Source organism: Acinetobacter sp. YH12097 (assembly GCF_013419225.1).
In the GTDB taxonomy this organism is placed as follows: Bacteria; Pseudomonadota; Gammaproteobacteria; order Pseudomonadales; family Moraxellaceae; genus Acinetobacter; species Acinetobacter amyesii.
Genome location: NZ_VPAN01000101.1, coordinates 1 through 1054, shown reverse-complemented (window position 1 = coordinate 1054; position 1054 = coordinate 1). Strand labels below are relative to the sequence as shown.

The following is a 1054-nucleotide window of genomic DNA, read 5'->3' as shown; positions in this document are numbered from 1 at the left end:
TAAGCTATACATGTATATCAAGTGACCATTGGGATAGCTTTGTTACGACCTTTAAAGAATGCAAACAGTTGATTGGTAAATTTTTCACTGTGGGTATAGAAGGCAATAATTGTCGATTACGGCATCGGATCAGGCGAGGCTTTAGGAGAAGCTGCAACTTCTCCAAAAAGCTTGAAAATCATTACAAAGCCTTTGATTTAGCGTTCTTTTATATCAATAATGGATTCGTTTAATGCCAGCATACTTTTTGAAACACCACCCAAATTTCGAATAAGAGATTTTATGTTAAATAGGTTCGATTAAGCAGATCGTCTTCTAATTTTGAACATTGCTCATCATCAATGACTCCGGTAATACTTTGTAGCCACAACCCATCTGCTGCTAAACGAAGTAACTCTAAATCAGGATGACTATCCGTTTCTGCATGTTGAGATAATCTATTTTTTAGCCATTCCATCCAAATTTTATTAAAGGTAGGCTCTGTGATCATAGTCATTGATAACGCTGACCAAGCAGAAACGGCACTGTTGCAAATAACCACGAATGGTAAGCTGAAGACTGTTTTAGCTAAAGGTGCAGCATATGAATCCTTTCCATGGTCGGCATTTTCAGGGCGAAATCATTCTTTGGGCTGTGCGCTGGTATTGTAAATATGGCATTAGCTATCGTGAACTGCAGGAAATGCTGGCCGAACGGGGTGTGAATGTTGATCACACGACTATTTACCGTTGGGTTCAACGTTATGCTCCTGAAATAGAAAAACGTTTACGCTGGTATTGGCGTAATCCTACAGATCTGAGCTCGTGGCATATTGATGAAACCTATGTAAAAGTGAATGGACGATGGTCTTATCTGTATCGTGCAGTCGATCAACGTGGCGATACCATTGATTTTTATCTTTCTTCTAGACGTAATACCAAATCAGCATATTGTTTTCTTGGAAAAATTTTAAATAATGTGAAGAAGTGGCAAATTCCACAAGTGATCAACACGGATAAAGCACCCACATATGGACGTGCTTTATCACGGTTAAAACGGGAAGGTAAATGTCCAC

General features: G+C 39.0%; 3 protein-coding genes. 2 read left to right on the top strand and 1 reads right to left on the bottom strand.

Features of this window, described 5'->3' with window-relative positions; genetic code table 11:
• Window positions 1-233: IS1 family transposase (locus FTU37_RS16590; RefSeq protein ID WP_257218539.1), on the top strand; the 233-nt coding region annotated here is incomplete at its 5' end.
• Between the two features lie 47 nt (window positions 234-280).
• Here the strand turns inward: FTU37_RS16590 and FTU37_RS16585 are convergent.
• Entirely contained in the window at window positions 281-490 is a 210-nt protein-coding gene (locus FTU37_RS16585) for a hypothetical protein (RefSeq protein ID WP_257225413.1), read from the bottom strand.
• A gap of 92 nt (window positions 491-582) precedes the next feature.
• Here FTU37_RS16585 and FTU37_RS16580 point away from each other — a divergent pair.
• A partial coding sequence (locus FTU37_RS16580) for an IS6-like element IS1006 family transposase (protein WP_098733213.1) occupies window positions 583-1054 on the top strand: 472 nt, incomplete at its 3' end.